Consider the following 20,554-nt stretch of genomic DNA (forward strand, 5'->3'; position numbering starts at 1 on the left):
CCTATTACATGGATGTCAAAAGTGCTGAGCTAACTAAATACGCAGCCAATGCGATGCTAGCGACCCGTATCTCCTTTATGAACGAGTTAGCCAATTTGGCTGACTTAGTAGGCGCTGATATTGAAGCGGTGCGCCAAGGCATTGGTTCAGATTCGCGTATTGGCTATGGCTTTTTGTACTCCGGTACTGGGTATGGCGGCTCCTGCTTCCCTAAGGACGTTTCTGCTTTATCAAAAACTGCTAAAGAGCATGGCCGAGATCTCAAGATCCTGGATGCCGTAGAAGCGGTTAATGAATTGCAAAAATACATCTTGGTCGAAAAGATTGAGAAGCGTTTTGGTGCAGACCTTACCGGAATGAAGTTTGCTTTATGGGGATTGGCTTTTAAACCAAACACCGACGATATGCGCGAAGCTCCTAGCCGCGTGATTATTCAAGAGTTGGTTAAACGTGGCGCCCAAGTAGTTGCTCACGATCCAGTAGCGATGCCAGAAGCTGGACATTGCCTAGAATTAGACTTTAAGGGCAACCCGGAAGGGCTCAAGCAAGTATCAATGACTGATGACCCTATGAGCACACTAGATGGCGCTGATGCCCTCATCATCGTGACCGAGTGGAAGGCCTTTAGAAGCCCAGATTTTGATCAAGTGATGCAAAAACTCAAGCGCCCCATCATTTTTGATGGTCGTAACCTCTACGAGCCTGCTTCTATGCAAGAATTGGGTATTGAGTACTACGGTATCGGGCGACATAATTAAGTGGTAATAGATTAATTAGCATTAAAAAAATAAATAAAAATACATAAAGTATTCAAATGGAAAAAGCGAACCGAGAACAGTTTTCTAAAGCCCACCTACTAGTGGTGGGTGATGTCATGCTGGATCGTTATTGGTTTGGCGATACCAATCGCATCTCTCCGGAGGCGCCAGTGCCAGTTGTACAAGTGGGCAAGATTGATGAACGTCTTGGTGGCGCCGCTAACGTAGCTCGTAACGTTGCAGCACTTGATGCACAAGTGACTATTTTGGGTATTGTTGGTAACGATGAGTCCGGTAGGCGTGTAGCCGAGTTATTAAAAGTAGGTGGTGTTGATAGTCAATTAGAAATTGATGCTGATGTCCCTACCATTATGAAGTTACGCGTGATTGCACGTCAGCAACAGCTGATACGTTTGGATTTTGAAGAGGTTCCCAGCGCAAAAGCACTGGCCCATAAATTAGAGCGCTTTGAAAAACTCGTTGGTGATGCTGATGTGGTGATTCTGTCCGATTACGGCAAAGGTGCTTTAGGTCAAGTGGCTCACATGATTGAGCAAGCTAGAGCGCAAAATAAAATGATCTTGGTTGACCCTAAGGGTGAGGATTATGAAAAGTATCGTGGCGCCACTGTCTTAACCCCTAACCGCAGTGAGTTGCGTCAGGTGGTTGGCCAATGGACGAGCGAAGGAGATTTAACCAAGAAAGCTCAAGACCTTAGAAAGTCTCTTGATCTACAGGCCTTGCTTTTAACACGCTCTGAGGATGGGATGAGTCTGTATACCGAATCAGGTGTGAGTCATGTCAAAGCGCAAGCACGCGAAGTTTTTGATGTGTCTGGTGCTGGTGATACCGTGATTGCTACCTTGGCAGTTGCCTTGGCTGCAAAATGGCCTTTAGAAAAAGCAATGGCACTAGCAAATCGTGCTGGTGGCATTGTTGTTGGTAAGTTGGGAACTGCCACCGTTACTTCAGAGGAATTACAGTGACTATTATCGTAACTGGCGCAGCTGGATTTATTGGCGCCAATATTGTTCAAGCACTCAATGCGCGTGGCGAAAAAAATATCATTGCAGTAGATGATCTGCGCCCTGCTGATAAATACCGCAATCTCGCAGATTTAGATATCATTGATTATCTTGATAAGGATGAGTTTCTAGAGGCATTTAGAAGTGGTCGTTTAGGTAAAGTGAGGGCAGTATTCCACGAAGGAGCCTGTTCTGACACCATGGAGACGGATGGCATTTTCATGATGGCGAATAACTATCGCTACACCATGGACTTGTTGGATATCTGCACCGCTCAAAAGGTGCAATTGCTCTACGCTTCATCAGCTGCTACTTATGGTGGTTCAGATGTTTTTGTCGAAAGCCGCGAACATGAGAAGCCGCTCAATATTTATGGATACTCCAAGTTCTTATTTGATCAGGTGATGCGCAAGCGTTTTACTGAAAAAGCCAATACAGCACAGGTAGTGGGTTTTCGCTACTTCAATGTGTATGGACCGCGCGAATCCCATAAAGGTCGTATGGCGTCCGTTGCATTTCATCAATACCACCAATACAAAGCCAATGGCCATGTAAAGCTTTTTGGTGAGTATGGTGGCTATGGTCCTGGCGAGCAAAGCCGTGACTTTGTCTCTGTTGAAGATGTGGTCAAAGTAAATCTATTTTTCTTAGATCATCCAGAAATTAGCGGCATCTTCAATTTGGGTAGCGGTCATGCGCAACCTTTTAATGATGTCGCACATGCTGTTGCTAACTCTATGCGTAGGCTCGATAAAGCAGCCCCTGCAAGCCTACAAGAATTGGTTAAAGAAAAAGCGATTGAGTACATTCCATTCCCTGATGCTCTCAGGGGTAAATATCAATGCTTTACTCAAGCGGATCTCACTAAGCTTAGGGCTGCAGGCTATACCGAGCCTTTCTTAAATGTTGAGCAGGGCGTAGGAAGATATATTGAGTGGTTAGAGGCCAATTCTGGTTTCTTGGCCAACCCTTTGTAAGCCAGTCAACAGAAGCAGTTTCTCCTCGTTGTAAATCATCCACGTGCACTTGGTGTCCGTGGATTTTTTATTCATTACAGGAGAAAACATGAGTAATCATTTAAATCTAGATAGATGTTGGAGTTTGGTTCGGGCTGTAGCAGTAGCGTTCACAGTATGCATTTCGAGTGTCGGGGCAGCAAACGCCTCACCTATTAACGTCAATACTGCGACTCAAACTGAGCTAGAGAGCATCAAAGGCATTGGTCCATCCAAAGCCAAAACCATCATTGCTGAGCGCTTGGATGGCGGGCATTTTCAAGATGCGAATGACTTGCAGAAACGGGTTCGGGGTATTGGTATGAAATCAGTAGAAAAAATGGTTGATAACGGCTTAACAATCGAAGCCCCTAGTTCCTTTCGGGAACCAAATGGCCGTACCAAGAAAGAAAGCAGCGCATCTGGTCGACGTAATGCTCGTAATCAGGCTAGTCCTCGCAATCAGCAGGAACGTACGGGAGAAGGTCGCAGAAATTAAACCCTATCGTGTGTAGGCCTGCTTATGGCTAAAATGGCCTCATGAGCAAACCTTCCTACCTTACTATTTCGCAGACTGTGGGCAATACGCCTTTGGTGCGCTTACAGCGTATCCCTGGTCTTGAGAATGAGAATCGCAATAATGTGATTTTGGGTAAGTTAGAAGGAAATAATCCAGCCGGGTCGGTGAAGGACCGACCTGCGCTGTCGATGATTTCACGCGCACAAGAACGCGGTGAAATTAAACCTGGCGATACTTTAATTGAAGCAACTAGCGGAAATACAGGCATTGCATTGGCAATGACTGCAGCCATGCTCGGCTACAAGATGATTTTGGTGATGCCGGAAAATCAAAGTATTGAACGTCGTCAAAGTATGGCGGCATATGGTGCTGAACTGATTTTGACGGCAGCTTCAGGCGGCATGGAATTTGCAAGAGATTACGCCTTGCAATTGCAGAGAGAAGGTCGCGGCAGATTACTCGATCAATTTGCCAACCCAGACAATCCTAGGGCACATATCGAGACTACAGGTCCAGAGATCTGGCGCGATACAGATGGACAGGTTACCCATTTCATTTCTGCGATGGGCACTACCGGAACGATTACTGGCGTCTCAACCTATCTCAAGTCTATGAATCCTGCGATTCAGATAATTGGGGCACAGCCTGAAGAAGGCTCTCAAATTCCTGGCATTCGGAAGTGGGCGCCAGCATATCTGCCTAAGATTTATCAAGGTGATCGCGTTGATGCGATTGAGTATGTTTCTCAAGCGGATGCTGAAGAGATGGCGCGTCGCCTAGCTGCACAAGAGGGCATCTTCTGTGGCATCTCCGCTGGAGGCGCCTTAGTTGTGGCCTTGCGTATAGCGCGTCAGGTTGAAAATGCGACGATTGTCTTTATTGTCTGCGACCGTGGTGATCGCTACCTATCTACTGGGGTTTTTCCAGCTTAAGAAGATTTCACTTTTTTCTTAGCGCTGGTTTTTTTAGGCTTAGATTTTTCGCTGACTACCTTAGATCCACTAGCTTTAGTTGGGCTTTCTACTGGCACTACGCTTTGGTTCTTAAATCCCAAAGCTTCCGCAAACTCTGCAACACTTTGAGCATAGAAGTAGCTGCGGTTGTACTGAACAATCGTCAGAAAATTATTTAAGCCAACAAAATACTGCACTTGGTCTGCACCATCTTTATCGGGATAAGGTAGATCTACGATGAAGGCCTTGCTTTGAGGTTCTACGCCGCCACTTTGAAGGTCGCCTTGTTGCTTGGTCAAAATACCTTTATCAATAAGCTCTTGAACCGTGTATTTCAGTTGCGGTTCACCATCTGCCAATGCTTTAGCAGCATTAATGCCGCTCACTTGCACTGGAAATGAAATCGGCATCCCTGTCTGCCAGCCATGCTTTTTCATAAAGTTAGCAACGCTGGCAATCGCATCCTTAGGACTTTGTTTGAGATCGATTTGACCATCCCCATCTCCATCTACTGCAAAGCTGCGAATACTGCTGGGCATGAACTGCGGTAGGCCTATAGCGCCTGCATAGGAGCTGTTCTGATTAAGGCAGGCACTAAAGCGTGCGCTATTGACACCTTGACTACTATTTTGAGAGGGCAGCTTACCGCCTGCTTCAGTCCAGCACATAAGAATGAGTTCTTTGAGTTGATCCTTAAAGAGTTGTTCTCTAGCTGATTTATTGGAGGTATCTGGGTAACTAAAGGCTAGGGTGGACAGAACATCTTTAACCCTAAAGTTGCCAGTTTGGCGCCCATAGATGGTTTCGATGCCAATAATGGCCACAATAATCTCGGCTGGCACCCCTGAATCTTGCTCAACTTGACTCAAAAAGGCTTGATTTTGTTCCCAGAAGGCTTTGCCAGCCTTGAGGCGAACCGGTTCAATAAAGCGTTTGCGGTAAGCCAGCCAATTTTTCTTGAAAGTGCCCGATGGGGGTAATACCAATTTGCGTATTGAGGGAATCGTTTTAGCATCTAGGAAGCCCATTTCTAGGGCTGGGAGCGGGATTTCTTGAGTCTGGGATACTTGTCCTAGTAGTTCATTGAGGTTTTGGCTGACACGCGCTTCGGTGACTGCATCATCGGTCTGGTTTACGATGGATTGTTGCGATTGGGTTGGTTGTGTAGGAGTGCTGGAGCACCCTGCTAGCAATAGAGCAATCAGTAGGTAGGAGATGCGAAAGTTCATGCCTAAGGTATTTGTATTGGTTTTGGATTTTTGAGTGTTAAGCACGTTTTATTAGATTATAAAAAATTATAAATTTGCTATTAAGGATTTTGAGTAATGACAACAGGATACATAACTCATCCAGACTTTCTGAAACATGAGATGGGAAGCCATCATCCAGAGTGTCCGGAACGAATTCAGGCGATCAATGATCAATTGATACGCAGTGGTATTGATCAATTTTTGCATCATTTGGATGCACCTTTGGCAACCGAGGATCAGCTTGAGTTGGTGCATAGTCCGGATCATGTTTCTTTTGTGCGAGATCGCGCTCCTGAGAGCGGGTATTTCATGCTGGATGGCGACACCATTATGAATCCCCATACCTACAGAGTGGCACTGAGAGCTGCTGGTGCAGCTATTGCCGGTGTCGATGCTGTTATGAAAGGCGATGTTGAGAATGTCTTTTGCGCAGTAAGACCTCCAGGACATCATGCAGAGCCAACCCGCTCCATGGGATTTTGTTTGTTTGATAACGTAGCCATTGCTGCGCGTTATGCGATGGAGACATACGGTATCGAGCGTGTTGCCATTATTGATTTTGACGTTCATCATGGCAATGGCACTGAAGCAGCTTTCTTTAATGACCCCAATGTCTTGATGTGCAGCTTCTTCCAGCACCCTTTTTATCCCTATAGCGGCCTTGATCATGCTAACAATATGGTTAATGTGCCTTTGCCAGCAGCCACTCGTGGCGACGTAGTGCGCTCTATCGTAGAAGAGCAATGGTTGCCTGCCTTGCGTAATTTTGAGCCTGAGCTCATTATCATTTCTGCTGGATTTGATGCTCATCGTGAAGATGATTTGGGTCAGATGGGTTTGGTAGAGGATGACTATGCTTGGATTACTAAGCGTCTAAAAGATATTGCAAATGACTATGCGCAAGGCCGCATGGTGAGTTGTTTGGAGGGTGGATATAACCTCTCTGCATTGGGTCGTAGCGTAGTGGCTCACATCAAGGCATTAGCAGAAATTTAAATCGAAGGCTGAAGATGGCGAATATTTACGAACAAGGCTTGGATCGAAATTCAGCCAACTACACCCCAATTACTCCACTCTTATTTTTAGAGCGCTCGGCACAAATTTATCCCAATAAGACTGCCGTCATTCATGGGAAGTTGCGCCAGACATGGAAGCAAACGTATGAGCGTTGCCGTCGCCTAGCGAGCGCATTGCAAAAACACGGTATTGGCTTAGGAGATACGGTGGCGGTGATGTTACCAAACACGCCTCCTATGGTGGAGGCGCACTTTGGCATTCCGATGGCGGGAGCAGTTTTAAATGCACTGAATACCCGTTTGGACGCAGAGTCAATTGCATTCATGCTCAATCATGGTGAAGCCAAAGTGGTCATTGTGGATCCCGAGTTTTCAGGGGTGATGAAAAAAGCCCTCGATATCGCGAAAAAAGATTCTGGACGTGAATTTTTAGTCATCGATGTAGAAGAAAATGAGTTTGACGTACCCGGTGAAAAGTTGGGCAAATTCACTTATGAGCAATTACTCTCAGAAGGCGACCCTAGCTTTGCATGGCAGGTACCTGCGGACGAGTGGCAAGCAATTTGCTTGAACTACACTTCAGGCACTACTGGCAACCCCAAAGGCGTGGTATATCACCACCGCGGTGCTGCAATCAATGCTGTCTCGAATGTGTTGGACTGGGATATTAATAAGCATCCCATCTATCTCTGGACTTTGCCGATGTTCCATTGCAATGGTTGGTGCTTTCCATGGACTATTGCCGCACGTGCTGGTGTGAATGTCTGCTTACGTCGAGTGGATGCACAACATATTTTTGCGGCGATTAAAGAACATGGTGTGACTCACTATTGCGCAGCTCCTATTGTGCATAACTTGTTAGTCAATGCGCCAGATGAGATGAAGGTAGGAGTGCCCACTGGTGTCAAAGGTTTGATCGCGGGTGCTGCTCCTCCTGCCTCCATTATTGAAGGTATGGAAAAATTAGGATTTGATTTAACGCATGTCTATGGTTTAACTGAAACCTATGGCCCAGCAGCTGTGTGCGTTAAACAAGATGAATGGAATGAGGTAGATATTGGTGAGCGTGCTCGCTTAAACGCTCGCCAAGGTGTGCGTTATCACCTGCAACAAGCCATTGCTGTTTTAGATCCAGAGACAATGCAGCCAGTTCCTGCTGATGGTGAAACCATGGGCGAAATTATGTTCAAGGGCAACATCGCGATGAAGGGTTACCTGAAGAACGAAAAGGCAACCCAAGAAGCATTTGAGGGTGGCTGGTTCCATTCAGGCGATTTGGCTGTGATGAACCCAGATGGATATGTGAAGATGAAGGATCGTAGTAAAGACATCATTATCTCTGGTGGAGAAAATATTTCATCAGTAGAAGTGGAGGATGTACTCTATCGCCACCCAGCAATCAATGCGGCCGCAGTCGTTGCTAAACCGGATCCAAAGTGGGGTGAGACACCTTGCGCTTTTCTGGAAATTAAGCCAGGAGTTGCTGTCACGGCTGAGGAGATTATTGCGCACTGTAAGCAGCATTTAGCTGGCTTTAAGGTTCCCAGAGCGATTGTGTTCTGTGAGCTACCAAAGACCTCGACGGGCAAGATTCAGAAGTTTGAGCTACGCAAGCTGGCTGGATCCGCCACTGCTATTGATGTCTAGGGATTGATCCGCAGGGCGGATAAAATAGATCATTAACCATTTTTGAGTATTCCAAATGAAAATCTTAGTAGCTGTAAAGCGCGTTGTTGATTACAACGTCAAAATTCGGGTGAAATCAGACAACTCTGGTGTTGATTTGGCCAACGTCAAAATGAGTATGAATCCCTTTGACGAGATTGCGGTAGAAGAAGCAGTCCGCTTAAAAGAAGCGGGTGTGGCATCTGAGATAGTAGTGGTGACTGCTGGTGCAACGCAATGCCAGGAAACTCTTCGTACTGCATTAGCGATTGGCGCTGATCGTGCAATTCTGGTGGAAACCGATACAGAATTGCAGCCCTTGGCGGTCGCAAAGATTCTGAAGGCGCTGTCCGATAAAGAGCAAGCGCAAATCATCATCTTGGGCAAACAAGCCATTGATGATGACAGTAATCAAACAGGTCAAATGTTGGCAAGTCTTTTGGATATTCCACAAGCTACCTTTGCATCTAAGGTTGTGGTTGCAAATGGCAAGGCTACTGTTACGCGCGAAGTGGATGGCGGTTTAGAAACAATTGCACTTTCATTACCAGCAGTGATCACTACTGACTTGCGCTTGAACGAGCCACGCTATGTGACTTTGCCAAATATCATGAAAGCTAAGAAGAAAACAATTGATATCGTTAAGCCTGAAGATTTGGGTGTCGATATTGCCCCGCGTCTTAAAACGCTCAAAGTAGAAGAGCCACCTAAGCGTAGCGCAGGTGTGATGGTTGCGGATGTAGCGGCTCTTGTAGAAAAACTCAAAAATGAAGCGAAGGTGATCTAAATGGCTGCACTTGTTATTGCTGAACACGATAATCAATCATTAAAGGCTGCAACCTTAAATGCCATAGCAGCTGCTTTGCAGTGCTCTCCAGAGGTTGATATTTTAGTTGCTGGTAGCGGTGCCGATGCTGCTGCAGTCGCAGCAGCTCAAATTGCTGGCGTGCGCAAAGTGATTCAAATGGATGCAGCAAATCTAGCGGATCAGTTGGCCGAACCCTTAGCTGCCCAAATTTTCTCCATTGCAAATGGGTATAGCCATATCCTCGCCCCTGCAACCGCTAATGGTAAGAATGTTTTGCCACGGGTTGCTGCTAAGTTAGATGTGGCTCAGTTGTCTGACATTACCAAAGTCATCTCTGCGGATACTTTCGAGCGTCCAATCTATGCAGGTAACGCGATTGCTACTGTGCAAAGCGCTGATCCAATCAAAGTAATTACTGTGCGTACTACTGGTTTTGATCCTGTAGCGGCCACAGGTGGTTCAGCTGCTGTAGAAAAAGTAGCTGCTGCCGACAGTAAGGCGCAATCCTCTTTTGTTGGTCGCGAGCTGACCAAATCGGATCGTCCAGAATTGACTGCTGCCAAGATCATCGTATCTGGTGGCCGTGGTTTGGGTTCTGGTGAAAAGTATCAAGAACTCATTGCCCCATTAGCTGACAAGCTAGGTGCTGCTTTGGGTGCGTCTCGCGCTGCTGTTGATGCGGGTTACGTTCCGAATGACTATCAAGTAGGTCAGACCGGTAAGATTGTAGCCCCACAGCTTTACATTGCTGTAGGTATCTCCGGTGCTATCCAGCATTTAGCTGGCATGAAAGATTCCAAAGTTATTGTGGCAATTAATAAAGATCCAGAGGCGCCAATCTTTGGTGTAGCTGACTATGGTCTAGTGGCAGATTTAAATACTGCCGTACCTGAGTTAACCAAAGCGCTTGGTTGATTCACTTAGCCGTTGAATTGAGAATCAAATCGAATAAAGAGGAGTTGTAATGCCATACGTAGCCCCAGTGAAAGATATGTTGTTTGTCATGAATGAACTAGCTGGGCTATCGGATGTTGTTGCCTATCCTTCTTATGCTGAGGCGGGCGCTGATGTTGATCTTGCTCCGGCTATTTTGGAAGAGTCTGCTAAATTCAATCAAGACGTTGTTGCGCCCCTTAATTGGGCTGGTGATCAAAACCCAAGCTCCTTAAAAGACGGTGTAGTAACCACCACTCCTGGTTTTAAGAATGCTTTTGAGCAATACGCTGCTGCAGGGTGGCAGGGTGTCATTCATCCAGCAGAGTTTGGTGGACAAGGTTTGCCAAAATTGATCTCCACTGCTTGCTTAGAGATGGTAAATGCAGCCAATCTTTCTTTTGCGCTCTGCCCATTACTTACTGATGGCGCTATTGAGGCTCTTTTAACCGCCGCTAGCCCAGAACTTCAAGAGCAATATGTGCCGAAGATGATTTCTGGTGAGTGGACTGGAACAATGAATTTGACAGAGCCACAAGCTGGCTCTGATCTGGCGATGGTGCGATCACGTGCTGTTCCTGAAGGTGATGGTACTTACAGAATATTTGGCACCAAAATCTACATCACCTATGGTGAGCACGATATGGCTAAGAATATTATCCATTTGGTGCTAGCAAGAACACCTGATGCACCAGAAGGCGTGAAGGGCATTTCATTATTCGTGGTACCGAAGTTTATGGTGAACAAAGATGGTTCATTAGGTGAACGTAATGATGTGCATTGCGTTTCGATCGAGCATAAGCTCGGTATTAAAGCGAGTCCAACAGCGGTTCTACAGTTTGGCGATCATGGTGGTGCAGTTGGCTATTTAGTGGGCGAAGAAAACCGCGGTCTTGAATATATGTTTGTGATGATGAATGCGGCTCGCTTTGCAGTAGGTATGCAAGGGATTGCAGTGGCAGAGCGCGCTTATCAAAAGGCAGTGCAATATGCTAAAGATCGTGTACAAAGCAGAGATTTGGCTGGTTCACCTGGTCCGGTAGCAATTATTCATCAACCCGATGTGAAGCGCATGCTCATGACAATGCGCGCTTATACCGAGGCATCACGTGCTTTGGCTTACTACGCTGCTTCTGCTTATGATGCCCAGCATGCTGCTCCTGATGAAGGAGTGCGTAAAGCTAATCAAGCAATTTATGAATTCTTGGTGCCGATTGTTAAGGGCTTCTCTACAGAGATGTCAATTGAAGTGGCAAGCTTAGGTGTGCAAGTGCATGGCGGTATGGGCTTCATTGAAGAGACTGGTGCAGCGCAGTACTACCGTGATGCGCGTATTTTGACGATTTACGAAGGTACTACTTCGATTCAGGCGAATGACTTGGTCGGTAGAAAAACAGTGCGTGATGGTGGCGCGATTGCAAAAGAGTTATCCCAAAGAATCGCGGCTACTGAAAAAGATTTGGCTGCAAGTGGAAGTGATGACGCTAAAGCTGTACTCAAGCAACTTACATTGGCGCGTGCTGCATTTGAGCAAGCGGTTGCTTATGTCGTGGCAAATGCAAAGACTGATATCAAGGCTGTCTATGCAGGCAGCTTTGCCTACCTTCGCTTATCTGGTTTGGTCTTAGGTGGTTGGCAAATGGCGAGGGCACTTTTAGCTGCTGAACGCTTACGTGATAGCGATCCAATGTTCTATGATGCCAAGATTGCTACTGCGCGATTCTTTGCAGAGAATCTCATGCCCCAGGCCCAAGCTCTTGCTACCTCAATTGTGGAAAGTGGCCACTCTACAAACGCTTTAGAAGTAGAGCAGTTCTAAAAGAGTTAGGGAAAATAAAAAACCGCTCTAAAGAGCGGCTCTTGCATAAGAAAAGCTATCTGCAATTATTGGGATAGCTTTTTTGCCTCGTGGATTTGCGAGATAAAGAATTGCTCAAAAGAGATTGCTAAAAAAGTCATCATTACGCCAGCACCAAAGACAAGCGAGAAAATCACTGTCAATATTACTGGCCATCCAGAGCGACTACGACGATGTTCTTCAATCCCAGGATTAAATTGGGCATCCCATTTTTCATCAAGGCGAAGTCCGAATGCGATGGTTGTTAACCAGCTTGCTTCAATGGCGATAAAGCCAAAGGTAATGAGTATCCAGCCTGGCGCAGAATGAAAGTGAGCATCTTTAAGAATGATCCAGCCAGTCGCACCTCCAATGAGGGCAAATAACTGCACCCATGCCCAAAAAGATTTCAGTCCTTGCAAATAGAAGCAGTTGAGGCCGCTGCCTGGAAAGAATAATCCGAGTGCGCAAAAAAGAAGTTTGGATTTTTTCATGAGTCTTTCAGTGATATTGCAAATGAATTGTTAAAAGCTTATTTATTAGTATTGGGTCTTTGGGTAAAGCTGAGCACTTCACGATCGGTACCAATCATGAGTAATTGGTCGCCATTACGAACAATGCTGCGATAGTCATTTAACTCGTAGAGAAAATCATTCTCTAATTCCATGCGCTGTGGGCTGCAAGCCATCTTAGTGCTGGCGATTTGTTTGAGAGAGAAACCGCGAGCGTCTTCATCAAGTGTTGCAGTAAAGCGATTACATCCTGTCGAGCCACTCAGACGCTGCCCATTGGTATCAAAAATGATTTGTATAGGGTTACTGGCATCGCCCTGAGGAATCTGGCGTGTGCGCACCTCTCCATTGCTATTGGGTGGCAAGTTCCAGCGTGTGAGCTCCCATTTAGTGTTTTTGAGTTCACTGCTTGGCGGGCTGATTTTGGCGCTACAAGGGGGGATGACGTTGGCACAGCCAACTAAAAACCCAAGACCTAGGCAAGAAAACGTCAGAAAGAGCCTATTTAAGGACATTCCGATCGAGTCTGAAGGGCTGTATTTAAGGGCCATATTTACCTAAGTTGTTGTTTTTAATGTAATATTTAATAAAGTACGCGTTCTATTCTACTGTCTATGGTGCTTAAATAGGTGGAAGAAGTAGGGGTTTTCGTCTAGAATATGAGGTTTTCCGCTCTACCTTATTTTTATTTGGTGAGCTGGAGCCCAAGATTTTTGTAGAAATTTCATTGGGTTGTAATCAACCTGTTTTCATTTTAGATTTTAAGGAATAAGTATGGTCGTCATTCGACTGGCACGCGGCGGTTCTAAGAAGCGCCCTTTTTACAGCATCGTTGCTGCTGATAAGCGCAACCGTCGTGACTCGAACTTTATCGAGCGTATTGGTTACTTCAATCCACAAGCAGCGGCAACTGAGCAAGCAATGCGTATTGCTCAAGATCGTTTGACTTATTGGACTGGTGTTGGCGCGCAAATCTCTCCAACAGTAACTCGTTTGATCAAAAACAATCCAGCTGTTTAATATTCAATTACTAAAAGCTTCATCGTTATGATGAAGTTTTTAGTGACGGAATTTCTAGTGGTTCTATCTTGGAAAAATAAGGTGTCTTACAAATGAGTACGCCTTCCGTAGATGAATTGATTGAACTTGGTGCCATATCCGAGGCACAAGGATTGCAGGGTCAAGTGAAGGTTAGACCTCACTCATCAGATCCTGTAGCACTTCTCTCTTCTAAATTAGTTTGGTTGTCTCTGATCCCTCGTCGGGATGCAGGTGTTTCTGCGTCTCAAGCACAGGCCTCATTGACGCAGTACAAAGTCAAAAGCGCCAAGATGCATAGCGGCAATGTTGTGATGGCGCTAGATGGTGTGAGTGATCGTGATCAAGCTTTGGCATTAAAAGGTTCGCGCATCTTAGTGGCGCGTGATGCTTTTCCAAAGGCGGAAAGTGATTCGTATTATTGGGTTGATCTCATTGGATGCAATGCAATGAATTTACAAGGCGAAGCACTTGGTGAAGTCATTGATGTTACTGAGAATGGTGCACATGGTGTTGTTGCTATCGGTGATGCTCAAACAAAGACAGTCAAGTATCTAGTGCCATTCGTAAAAGAGGTGGTGCAAAACGTCGACCTACCAAATAAAAAAATTACCCTCGATTGGCAGTCTGACTGGCAATAAGAGCGAATAAGAACACATAGATAAAGTTCAGACTTAATTACTGATATGCGCTTTGATGTTGTGACCTTGTTCCCAGAAATGTTCTCTGCTTTAACAAAGTGGGGTATTACCGGTCGCGCGTGTGAGCAAGCTCTAGCCAGCGTTCACCTCTGGAATCCCCGAGATTTTTGCTTAGATACCCGCAAGACAGTAGATGACCGTGCTTATGGCGGCGGACCCGGCATGGTCATGATGGCCAAGCCCTTAGAAGATACGGTTGCTGGAATTAAGGCGTCCCACCAGGCAGCAGGCATTCAAAGTGGTCCCATTTGCTTATTGGCACCTCAGGGTGAGCGTTTTTCTCAGAAGATAGCGACAGATATCCTCAGTTACGGGAATTTAAGCTTTATTTGTGGTCGATATGAGGCTGTAGACCAGCGTTTTGTTGACCGAAACGTCGATTTACAGCTTTCTATCGGTGATTTTGTGCTTTCTGGGGGTGAAATTCCTGCTATGGCCATGATGGATGCGGTAATTAGAATGATTCCAGGGGCCCTTGGAGATGGAGAATCTGCTACCCAGGACAGCTTTATGAACGGTCTTTTGGACTATCCGCACTACACCCGTCCAGAAATATATGAAAATTTATCCGTCCCAGACGTGCTTTTAGGCGGACATCACGCTAAAATAGCGGATTGGCGTCGGCAGAAGTCTTTAGAGCTGACGTTCAGGTTAAGGCCGGACTTAATTGAATCGGCTAGAGCCAAAGGGTTGCTAACCCGAGAAGATGAACAATTTCTTCGCTCGCTGTAAATGCTTTTAGTAGTGTGCAGTAGTGATTAGGTGTTTAGTTTTTGGTTTAGTGAAATTGTTTTAACTGCATCCTCTATTAGGTCCGTTGATTTATATCTCGGGATTAAACGCTAATACGATGTTTAAGGATTAAAAATGAATTTAATTGAAAAAATTGAGCAAGAAGAAATTGCTCGCTTAAGTGCTAACAAAGTATTGCCAAGCTTTGCTCCTGGCGACACAGTAGTTGTTGGCGTAAACGTTGTTGAAGGTGCGCGTAAGCGTACACAGGCGTTTGAAGGTGTTGTGATTGCAAAGCGCAATCGCGGACTCAATTCTAGCTTTATCGTTCGCAAGATTTCTTCAGGCGAAGGCGTAGAGCGTACTTTCCAAACTTACTCACCATTGATCGCTAGCATTGAAGTTAAGCGTCGCGGTGATGTACGTCGTGCTAAGTTGTACTACTTGCGTGATCGTTCAGGTAAGTCTGCGCGTATTAAAGAGAAGCTTCCTGCGCGTAAGGTAGCAGTAGCAGCTCCAGCCGCAGAGTAAATTCCGGCTTGAAGTAAAAAAGGCGGCCTAGGTCGCCTTTTTTGTTGCCTTAGAATATCAACATGACCAAGATGCCAAGCCCTGAAGACAATGCAATCAATGTTGCTGCGCCGCCAGGATTTGATGCGCAAGCGATTCCGATTCATCAGGTGTGTGCTCACGAAAAAAAAGTTTCAAAAGAATTTTTGGAGCCGGCTGGTTTAAAAGCTCGTCTGCAATCACCACCACAATGGCAGCCAGAAATTACGGATGAAAACCGTCATGTGATTGCATCTGACATTATTGCGAAGCGTCAAGCCGTTGGAAAAGTTACTAAAGCGGCAGTGCTCATTCCACTTCTGTTGAAGGGAGAAGGCTTGTCGGTGTTACTAACGCAAAGAACCAATCATTTGCGCGACCATGCAGGGCAGATTAGTTTTCCAGGGGGGGGCGTATGGATCCTGAAGATCAAAACCCAAACGACACTGCCTTACGTGAAAGTCAGGAAGAAATCGGACTTGATCCTGAGCGGGTTGAGATCATTGGTCACTTACCTCAGTATTTAACAGTTTCTGGCTATAGCGTTACTCCAGTAGTAGGATTGGTCCAAGCTCAGGCAGAATATGTCTTAGATGAGTTTGAGGTGGCTGATGTATTTGAAGTGCCTCTCAGTTTTTTGCTAGATCCTGCTAATCATCAGGTCAGATTGTGGCAAAGTGAGCAGGGCGGGCGTCGTTTTTATTCAATGCCTTATGAGAACCGCTTTATTTGGGGTGCTACTGCGGGAATGTTGCGTAACCTATATCATTTATTAAAAGTATGACTTTCTTTTCTATTCTCTTCGCCCTCATTGCTGAGCAATATCGCCCAGTCACCTCAAGTCATTGGATCGCGCGTGTCTGCGCTCGCTGGTTAGATTGGGTCGCTGCTGAGTTCGGTGGCAAGACTGAGGATGGCGCAAGTCCTGTAGGCGCTCGTATGGCCTGCCTAGTGGCTTTCATACTACCTACCTTTTTGGTCTTTATTGTGTACGTCACTTGTATGGTGACTTATCCAATCTTGGGCTTTATTTGGAATATCGTCATTGCCTATTTGTTCTTTGGTTTTCGTCAGTTCAGTCATTCTTTTACTGCGGTTCATGAAGCGATTGAAGCGCATGACTTACCCGCTGCGCGTGCGGCCTTGGGTGAGTGGTATGGCCCTGAATTTGACACCTCCAATCTTTCCGAGACTGAAGTGATTTCTTTGGCGCTAGAGCGCGCCATCATCGGTTCACATCACCATGTCTTTGGTGTGCTGTTCTGGTTCATGATGCCAATGGGTCCTGCCGGTGTTGTGCTGTATCGCTTAGCAGATATCGCTGCGCAACGCTGGTCTGAGCGTGGTGACTACAACCTTAGTGAGTCTGCTCGTCATTTCTTCTATGTCTTGGATTGGGTACCAGCACGTATTACTGCAATGGGCTTTGCTATTGTCGGTAACTTTGAAGGCGCTGTTTACGGCTGGCGTTATCTCACACAAAAATGGTCTGACTCTTTGTCGGCAGTGATCTTGGCTGCAGGCAGTGGCGCATTGGGCGTTCGCCTTGGTGAGCCAATGAGTGAGCCAGATAGCGATGAAGCTTTGCGTATGGCTGAGGCGGGTGAGCCGGTTGTCTATGAGGTAGGTCTCGAGCCTACTGAGCGTACGATGCGCTCCGCAGTGGGATTGGTATGGCGCTTAGTTATCGTTTGGATGGCTTTGTTGCTAATGCTGACCATCGCTCTTTGGCTTGGCTAATTCCCTGAATTTGTACATCAGCTGTTTTTGAATCTGAGTGCAATTGTCTAAATAGCGTCAGTCTTTCTGGCGCTATTTCATTTCTGTCTACTGCTTCACGAACAGCACAGTCTGGCTCAGATAAATGCGCGCAATTATGAAAGCGACACTTTCCTAAAAGGTCTTTAAATTCTCTAAAGGCGTGTTGCAATTCACTCACAGACATATGGGCTAAACCAAACTCCTGAAAGCCTGGTGAATCAATCAGCGCACCAAGCTTACCTGTCTCATCTCTTCCCCATGCCTCAGGTAGTTCAAAGTAACGACAGGCAGTAGTTGTATGTTTGCCGGTATCTAAACGTACAGAATATTCTTGAGTCAAGGCTGCAGCATTGGGTATCCAGGCATTTAAAAGACTGGACTTGCCCATACCGGATTGACCCACAAATACGGAGACCTTGCCTTGCAAAGCTGTCCGTAAAGAATCAATGGAGGCTGGATCAAACTTAGCTGAGACCTCGCTGACCTGATATCCCATGCGTGCATAGGGTGCAATGATTTTGCGTGCATGCTCTAAGTTATCTTTGAGGTCACACTTGTTTAGCAAAATATGAAGACCAATTTGATTAGCTTCTGCGGCTACTACTGCTCTACCTAAGAGATCCGGGGAGAAAGCAGGTTGCGTTGCAAGCACCACTAAGATCTGATCAACATTAGATGCAATCAGTTTGCTCTTAAAGGCATCAGAGCGATAGAGCAGGTTTTCTCGGGGCTCAATTTGAATGATGCGGGCTTGATCGGCTGAGGTCATCTCCAATAGCATGCGATCACCAACGGCACCAATATGCTGCTTAGCAGGAGTGCTTACCTGAATCAATGGGCCAGCGGGTGATTCACAGCCATCAGCATCTGCTACCAAACGCTGCGCTAAATAATGCCTTCCGTAGGAGGCAATCAGAAGCGCATGAAACTGTTCCATCCTTATGAGCTAAACCGTTGCAAGTTAGCAATGCGCAATGGCGCAGGTGGATGCGAGCTGTAAAAAGCCGTATAGATTGGATCGGGGGTTAAAGTCGATGCATTATCTTGATACAGCTTTACTAGCGCAGTAATTAAATCTTTTGCTGAAGATTTTTCAGCAGCAAATCCATCAGCCTCATATTCATGTTTGCGTGATGCCAAACTTGATAGCGGTGTAAAGAAGAAGCTAAACACTGGTGAGACCAGCATAAAGAGTGCCAAAGCCAGACCGCCGTTATAGCCATTCAGGTTAGGCATGACGCCTAAATCTGTATAGAACCAAACCTTCGTGCTAACCCAGCCCAAGAGGGCGAACATCGCAAAGCTCAGGGCAAATGAGACCAGGAGGCGTTTACGAATATGTTTACATTTGTAGTGGCCAAGCTCATGTGCAAGTACAGCCTCAACTTCACCTGGGTTGAGTTTTTCAATCAAGGTATCAAAAAATACAATCCGCTTTGCCTTGCCCATGCCAGCAAAAAAGGCATTGCCATGCGCGCTCCGTTTACTGCCATCCATGACGAAGAGTCCCTGGCTCGCAAAGTCACAGCGCTTTAGCAATGCTTCAATCTGTGTCTTTAAAGGACCCTCATCTAAGGCTTGAAACTTATTAAACAGGGGTGCAATAAAGGTTGGGAAAATCCATTGCATGAGTAGGCTAAAGACGGTCAGCACTAACCATGCCCATAACCACCATAAGTCTCCTGCTTTGGCCATTAAGGTCAAAATAACCCAGAGTAGCGGAACACCAATCGCGCCGCCAACACCGAGCCCCTTAAGCATGTCAGAGAAAAATAGTTTCTTGCCCATGCGATTAAAGCCAAAGCGCTCTTCTAGATGGAACTGTTTGTACCAAGAAAAGGGGATATCAATAATGCCGGAGATGATTACGATTGAAATAAGCAAGGCCATTTGCTGGGTAATACCTTCACCAAATAACTGGAGTAATGCCATATTGAGAATCTGCAGCCCACCTAATAAGGTGAACCCAATTAAAATGATGGCGCTGACCCCATTCTCTAAAATACCCAGGCTTAATTTAGCAATGGTGTAGTCAGCCGCTTTTTGATGTTCGGCGAGAGTCACTTTTTCGGCGAAATCAGCAGGTACAGTATTGCGATGCTGCGCTACATAGCGAATTTGACGTTGGGACAGCCAGTGGCGCAAGCCAAAACTAGCAATAAAGGCGATTAGAAAAACAATTGTGAATGTCATGAGATCATTATAGATATGAGCGAGCAAACTAACATTACAGCAACCACGCCAACTAAGGCGGCACCAGCCAATGAACACCTGATATGGGTGGATATGGAAATGTCGGGCCTAAACCCAGAAACTGAGCGCATTCTGGAAATTGCCATTATTGTGACCGACGCCCATCTCAATACCATCGCAACGGCTCCTGTTTGGGTAGTGCATCAAGATGATGCGGTTTTGGATGCAATGGATGCTTGGAACAAGGGTACTCATGGTCGCTCTGGGTTGATTGAAAAGGTGAAGGCATCCACTCTGGATGAGGCAACCGTTGAAGCCGAATGCATTGCGTTTCTAAAAAAATACATTAAGGCAGGTATTGCACCGATGTGCGGCAATACGATTGGGCAAGACAGACGTTTTATGGCAAAGTACATGCCAAAACTAGAGGCCTATTTTCATTATCGGAATATTGATGTGTCGACTTTGAAAGAGCTGTGTAAGCGCTGGCACCCTGAGTTAATTAAAGGCTTTACTAAGAACCAGGCTCATACAGCCTTAGCGGATATCGAAGAATCTATTGAAGAACTCAAGTACTACCGCGAGAAGTTTATTGTGCCGTTGCCGCAGTAGTCAGAATAAAAAAGGCCCACATGTGGGCCTTTTCTTCATGGGTGCGAAAGAATCAAACCCCAGATTTCTTAATGGCGCTTTTCGGTCTAAATACTTTAATGACCGTTTCATCAGTTTCAATATAAGGGCCGCCGATTAAATCAATGCAGTAAGGCACTGCAGCAAAGATACCGGGAACAATCGATTTACCATTTTCATCCTTAAGACCTTCCAATGTTTCGGCAATCGCTTTAGGTTGTCCCGGTAGATTAATCACCAGGGCGGCATGATCTTCAATCTCTCTGAGGACGGCAGTTTGTCGAGAGAGGATTGCAGTAGGCACAAAGTGCAAACTAATTTGACGCATTTGTTCGCCAAAACCAGGCATCTCACGAGTGCCGGCTTCACAGGTGGCCTCAGGGGTGACATCTCTTCTGGAGGGGCCAGTACCGCCTGTAGTGAGCACTAGATCGCAGCCTAGCTCGTCTACCAGCTCAACAATCGTCTCGGTAATGCTTTCGGACTCATCAGCAATGAGGCGCTCATGAAAAACACAGGGGTTGCTAATGGCCTTAATAAGCCAGGTTTGTAGGGCAGGAATGCCTTCGTCCTGATAAACGCCTTTACTGGCACGATCCGAGATGGAAATGAGGCCGATTTTGACCTCATTTGGGCTATTTCGTTTTAGGGCTTCTGTATGCTTCATGTTTATATTCT

At 46.0% G+C, this 20,554-nt stretch carries 22 protein-coding genes and 1 pseudogene; 17 read left to right on the forward strand and 6 right to left on the reverse strand.

What is annotated here, in order from left to right; all coding sequences use genetic code 11:
- The 5 genes from ICN48_RS11880 to cysM all read left to right on the forward strand — a co-directional run.
- Positions 1 to 758 (forward strand): UDP-glucose/GDP-mannose dehydrogenase family protein (locus ICN48_RS11880; protein ID WP_216153898.1); only part of this gene is annotated, 758 nt, incomplete at its 5' end.
- A 56-nt stretch (positions 759 to 814) separates the two neighbouring features.
- The gene (rfaE1, locus tag ICN48_RS11885; RefSeq protein WP_216153899.1) at positions 815 to 1,744 is read left to right on the forward strand and encodes a D-glycero-beta-D-manno-heptose-7-phosphate kinase; all 930 of its coding nucleotides are present in this window, start codon (positions 815 to 817) and stop codon (positions 1,742 to 1,744) included.
- Entirely contained in the window at positions 1,741 to 2,760 is a 1,020-nt protein-coding gene (gene rfaD / locus ICN48_RS11890) for an ADP-glyceromanno-heptose 6-epimerase (RefSeq protein ID WP_216153900.1), read from the forward strand. Before rfaE1 ends, rfaD begins: the two co-directional genes overlap by 4 nt.
- Positions 2,761 to 2,848: 88 nt before the next feature.
- Complete coding sequence (locus tag ICN48_RS11895; protein WP_216153901.1) at positions 2,849 to 3,277, forward strand: helix-hairpin-helix domain-containing protein; 429 nt, start codon at positions 2,849 to 2,851, stop codon at positions 3,275 to 3,277.
- Positions 3,278 to 3,318: 41 nt separating this feature from the next.
- Positions 3,319 to 4,230, forward strand: a complete 912-nt coding sequence (cysM, locus tag ICN48_RS11900; protein WP_216153902.1) for a cysteine synthase CysM — start codon at positions 3,319 to 3,321, stop codon at positions 4,228 to 4,230.
- Here the strand turns inward: cysM and ICN48_RS11905 are convergent.
- On the reverse strand, positions 4,227 to 5,480 hold the full coding sequence (locus ICN48_RS11905) for a lytic transglycosylase domain-containing protein (protein ID WP_216153903.1): 1,254 nt from the start codon (positions 5,478 to 5,480) through the stop codon (positions 4,227 to 4,229). The genes cysM and ICN48_RS11905 overlap by 4 nt on opposite strands.
- 96 nt (positions 5,481 to 5,576) lie before the next feature.
- Between ICN48_RS11905 and ICN48_RS11910 the strand changes: the two genes are divergently transcribed.
- The 5 genes from ICN48_RS11910 to ICN48_RS11930 are packed head-to-tail and all read left to right on the forward strand — an operon-like array spanning position 5,577 to position 11,742.
- Complete coding sequence (locus tag ICN48_RS11910; protein ID WP_216153904.1) at positions 5,577 to 6,497, forward strand: histone deacetylase family protein; 921 nt, start codon at positions 5,577 to 5,579, stop codon at positions 6,495 to 6,497.
- Between the two features lie 14 nt (positions 6,498 to 6,511).
- Positions 6,512 to 8,164: an acyl-CoA synthetase gene (locus ICN48_RS11915; RefSeq protein ID WP_216153905.1), complete on the forward strand. Its 1,653-nt coding sequence runs from the start codon at positions 6,512 to 6,514 to the stop codon at positions 8,162 to 8,164.
- Between the two features lie 55 nt (positions 8,165 to 8,219).
- Positions 8,220 to 8,969 carry an electron transfer flavoprotein subunit beta/FixA family protein gene (locus ICN48_RS11920; RefSeq protein WP_216153906.1) on the forward strand — a complete coding sequence of 250 codons (750 nt, stop codon included), beginning with the start codon at positions 8,220 to 8,222 and terminating at the stop codon, positions 8,967 to 8,969.
- Entirely contained in the window at positions 8,970 to 9,905 is a 936-nt protein-coding gene (locus ICN48_RS11925; protein ID WP_216153907.1) for an electron transfer flavoprotein subunit alpha/FixB family protein, read from the forward strand.
- Positions 9,906 to 9,954: 49 nt separating this feature from the next.
- Positions 9,955 to 11,742 (forward strand): acyl-CoA dehydrogenase, encoded by a 1,788-nt coding sequence (locus tag ICN48_RS11930; RefSeq protein WP_216153908.1) that lies wholly within the window; start codon positions 9,955 to 9,957, stop codon positions 11,740 to 11,742.
- Between the two features lie 65 nt (positions 11,743 to 11,807).
- On the opposite strand, the gene ICN48_RS11935 is transcribed toward ICN48_RS11930, so the two are convergent.
- Together ICN48_RS11935 and ICN48_RS11940 are read right to left on the reverse strand one after the other, a co-directional pair.
- On the reverse strand, positions 11,808 to 12,254 hold the full coding sequence (locus tag ICN48_RS11935) for a hypothetical protein (protein WP_216153909.1): 447 nt from the start codon (positions 12,252 to 12,254) through the stop codon (positions 11,808 to 11,810).
- A gap of 38 nt (positions 12,255 to 12,292) precedes the next feature.
- Positions 12,293 to 12,823, reverse strand: coding sequence for an META domain-containing protein (locus tag ICN48_RS11940; RefSeq protein ID WP_255539561.1), 531 nt, complete (start codon positions 12,821 to 12,823; stop codon positions 12,293 to 12,295).
- A 223-nt stretch (positions 12,824 to 13,046) separates the two neighbouring features.
- Here ICN48_RS11940 and rpsP point away from each other — a divergent pair, with 223 nt between their 5' ends.
- From rpsP to ICN48_RS11970, 6 genes and pseudogenes are all read left to right on the forward strand, one after another.
- Positions 13,047 to 13,292: a 30S ribosomal protein S16 gene (rpsP, locus tag ICN48_RS11945; protein ID WP_216153910.1), complete on the forward strand. Its 246-nt coding sequence runs from the start codon at positions 13,047 to 13,049 to the stop codon at positions 13,290 to 13,292.
- Positions 13,293 to 13,384: 92 nt separating this feature from the next.
- Positions 13,385 to 13,951, forward strand: a complete 567-nt coding sequence (rimM, locus tag ICN48_RS11950) for a ribosome maturation factor RimM (protein WP_216153911.1) — start codon at positions 13,385 to 13,387, stop codon at positions 13,949 to 13,951.
- A 45-nt stretch (positions 13,952 to 13,996) separates the two neighbouring features.
- On the forward strand, positions 13,997 to 14,743 hold the full coding sequence (trmD, locus tag ICN48_RS11955) for a tRNA (guanosine(37)-N1)-methyltransferase TrmD (RefSeq protein WP_216153912.1): 747 nt from the start codon (positions 13,997 to 13,999) through the stop codon (positions 14,741 to 14,743).
- Positions 14,744 to 14,878: 135 nt separating this feature from the next.
- Positions 14,879 to 15,274 carry a 50S ribosomal protein L19 gene (gene rplS, locus ICN48_RS11960; protein ID WP_216153913.1) on the forward strand — a complete coding sequence of 132 codons (396 nt, stop codon included), beginning with the start codon at positions 14,879 to 14,881 and terminating at the stop codon, positions 15,272 to 15,274.
- A 62-nt stretch (positions 15,275 to 15,336) separates the two neighbouring features.
- A pseudogene (locus tag ICN48_RS11965) lies at positions 15,337 to 16,076 on the forward strand (CoA pyrophosphatase).
- Positions 16,073 to 17,032: a CobD/CbiB family protein gene (locus ICN48_RS11970; RefSeq protein WP_216153914.1), complete on the forward strand. Its 960-nt coding sequence runs from the start codon at positions 16,073 to 16,075 to the stop codon at positions 17,030 to 17,032. Before ICN48_RS11965 ends, ICN48_RS11970 begins: the two are co-directional and overlap by 4 nt.
- Here the strand turns inward: ICN48_RS11970 and rsgA are convergent.
- Together rsgA and ICN48_RS11980 are read right to left on the reverse strand one after the other, a co-directional pair.
- Positions 16,977 to 17,990 (reverse strand): ribosome small subunit-dependent GTPase A, encoded by a 1,014-nt coding sequence (gene rsgA / locus ICN48_RS11975; RefSeq protein ID WP_216153915.1) that lies wholly within the window; start codon positions 17,988 to 17,990, stop codon positions 16,977 to 16,979. The two genes, ICN48_RS11970 and rsgA, sit on opposite strands and share 56 nt — an antisense overlap.
- Before the next feature lie 2 nt (positions 17,991 to 17,992).
- Complete coding sequence (locus tag ICN48_RS11980; protein WP_216153916.1) at positions 17,993 to 19,246, reverse strand: M48 family metallopeptidase; 1,254 nt, start codon at positions 19,244 to 19,246, stop codon at positions 17,993 to 17,995.
- Positions 19,247 to 19,261: 15 nt separating this feature from the next.
- Between ICN48_RS11980 and orn the strand changes: the two genes are divergently transcribed.
- The gene (gene orn / locus ICN48_RS11985) at positions 19,262 to 19,858 is read left to right on the forward strand and encodes an oligoribonuclease (RefSeq protein ID WP_216153917.1); all 597 of its coding nucleotides are present in this window, start codon (positions 19,262 to 19,264) and stop codon (positions 19,856 to 19,858) included.
- 52 nt (positions 19,859 to 19,910) lie between these two features.
- On the opposite strand, the gene mog is transcribed toward orn, so the two are convergent.
- Positions 19,911 to 20,543 carry a molybdopterin adenylyltransferase gene (gene mog, locus ICN48_RS11990; RefSeq protein WP_216153918.1) on the reverse strand — a complete coding sequence of 211 codons (633 nt, stop codon included), beginning with the start codon at positions 20,541 to 20,543 and terminating at the stop codon, positions 19,911 to 19,913.
- Positions 20,544 to 20,554: the final 11 nt, after the last annotated feature.

Origin of the sequence: Polynucleobacter sp. JS-Safj-400b-B2 (assembly GCF_018881975.1) — a bacterium.
GTDB lineage: Bacteria > Pseudomonadota > Gammaproteobacteria > Burkholderiales > Burkholderiaceae > Polynucleobacter.

Bases quoted from the DNA above. Each gene is read 5' to 3' on its own strand.
- trmD (WP_216153912.1), top strand. From the start codon at position 13,997: ATGCGCTTTGATGTTGTGACCTTGTTCCCAGAAATGTTCTCTGCTTTA.
- ICN48_RS11905 (WP_216153903.1), bottom strand. From the start codon at position 5,480: ATGAACTTTCGCATCTCCTACCTACTGATTGCTCTATTGCTAGCAGGG.
- ICN48_RS11920 (WP_216153906.1), top strand. From the start codon at position 8,220: ATGAAAATCTTAGTAGCTGTAAAGCGCGTTGTTGATTACAACGTCAAA.
- ICN48_RS11910 (WP_216153904.1), top strand. From the start codon at position 5,577: ATGACAACAGGATACATAACTCATCCAGACTTTCTGAAACATGAGATG.
- cysM (WP_216153902.1), top strand. From the start codon at position 3,319: ATGAGCAAACCTTCCTACCTTACTATTTCGCAGACTGTGGGCAATACG.
- rsgA (WP_216153915.1), bottom strand. From the start codon at position 17,990: ATGGAACAGTTTCATGCGCTTCTGATTGCCTCCTACGGAAGGCATTAT.
- ICN48_RS11980 (WP_216153916.1), bottom strand. From the start codon at position 19,246: ATGACATTCACAATTGTTTTTCTAATCGCCTTTATTGCTAGTTTTGGC.
- ICN48_RS11925 (WP_216153907.1), top strand. From the start codon at position 8,970: ATGGCTGCACTTGTTATTGCTGAACACGATAATCAATCATTAAAGGCT.
- ICN48_RS11930 (WP_216153908.1), top strand. From the start codon at position 9,955: ATGCCATACGTAGCCCCAGTGAAAGATATGTTGTTTGTCATGAATGAA.
- orn (WP_216153917.1), top strand. From the start codon at position 19,262: ATGAGCGAGCAAACTAACATTACAGCAACCACGCCAACTAAGGCGGCA.
- ICN48_RS11915 (WP_216153905.1), top strand. From the start codon at position 6,512: ATGGCGAATATTTACGAACAAGGCTTGGATCGAAATTCAGCCAACTAC.
- ICN48_RS11970 (WP_216153914.1), top strand. From the start codon at position 16,073: ATGACTTTCTTTTCTATTCTCTTCGCCCTCATTGCTGAGCAATATCGC.
- rfaE1 (WP_216153899.1), top strand. From the start codon at position 815: ATGGAAAAAGCGAACCGAGAACAGTTTTCTAAAGCCCACCTACTAGTG.
- rpsP (WP_216153910.1), top strand. From the start codon at position 13,047: ATGGTCGTCATTCGACTGGCACGCGGCGGTTCTAAGAAGCGCCCTTTT.
- mog (WP_216153918.1), bottom strand. From the start codon at position 20,543: ATGAAGCATACAGAAGCCCTAAAACGAAATAGCCCAAATGAGGTCAAA.
- rimM (WP_216153911.1), top strand. From the start codon at position 13,385: ATGAGTACGCCTTCCGTAGATGAATTGATTGAACTTGGTGCCATATCC.
- ICN48_RS11895 (WP_216153901.1), top strand. From the start codon at position 2,849: ATGAGTAATCATTTAAATCTAGATAGATGTTGGAGTTTGGTTCGGGCT.
- ICN48_RS11940 (WP_255539561.1), bottom strand. From the start codon at position 12,823: ATGGCCCTTAAATACAGCCCTTCAGACTCGATCGGAATGTCCTTAAAT.
- ICN48_RS11935 (WP_216153909.1), bottom strand. From the start codon at position 12,254: ATGAAAAAATCCAAACTTCTTTTTTGCGCACTCGGATTATTCTTTCCA.
- rplS (WP_216153913.1), top strand. From the start codon at position 14,879: ATGAATTTAATTGAAAAAATTGAGCAAGAAGAAATTGCTCGCTTAAGT.